This is a genomic window from Corallococcus sp. 4LFB (genome assembly GCF_046520365.1).
Taxonomy (GTDB): domain Bacteria; phylum Myxococcota; class Myxococcia; order Myxococcales; family Myxococcaceae; genus Corallococcus; species Corallococcus caeni.
Genome location: NZ_JBKGHJ010001176.1, coordinates 1 through 685, shown reverse-complemented (window position 1 = coordinate 685; position 685 = coordinate 1). Strand labels below are relative to the sequence as shown.

The 685-nt window shown below is 77.2% G+C and carries 1 pseudogene; it reads left to right on the top strand.

The annotated features are described in order from the left end of the window. Nucleotides 1-685 (top strand): annotated as a pseudogene (locus ACLEQD_RS44775) (serine/threonine protein kinase); the annotation flags it as partial.

The window sequence follows — 685 nt, the reverse complement described above, 5'->3', positions numbered from 1 at the left end:
CCGCGAGCCCAGCGCCCCGCGGGCTCGGACGCGGCGCCCATTCCCCGGGTGATCCGTCCTCCCGCGGACGCCGTGCGGCCCTCCAGGGCACGTCCCCCCGCGCGGCCCGAACCCGCCGAGGCCCGGAGCGCGCCCGCGGCGGACTCGCTGATGGATCCGCCCAGCGAGCTCCAGACGCAGCGCTTCCGGACCCGTCCGGCGCGGGGCACCGCACGTGCGTCCCGCCAGGCGGAGGCGGAGGTCGCCGAAGCGCCTCCCGCGGCCGCGCCTGCCCGCGAGGGCTCCGGCTGGGGCATGCGGCTGCTGCTGCTGCTCATCCTGGGGGGCGTGGGCTACCTGGCGACGCTCGAACCCGTGCGCCGCGTGTTCATGCCCGCGTATGACTCCGCGAAGCAGTGGGTGAAGGCGGAGCTGGATCCGCCGCCGCCCGTGGATCCCGCCGCGAACGGGCAGTGGCCGCCGAAGCCCTCCGGTCCTCCGCCGGGCTTCGTCCAGAAGACCGAAACCCCGGAGCCCGAGAAGGCGCCGGAGGTGGAGCCGACTCCGCCCGAGCCCGTGGTGGAGGCGACGCCCGTCGACACGAAGAAGACGCCCGCGGGCAAGGGTGGCCGCAAGACGAAGCCGGCCGCCAGCGCTCCGGCCGTCACTCCCGCCGCGCCCGTGGTGGCCGCGAAGGCCGAGCCGC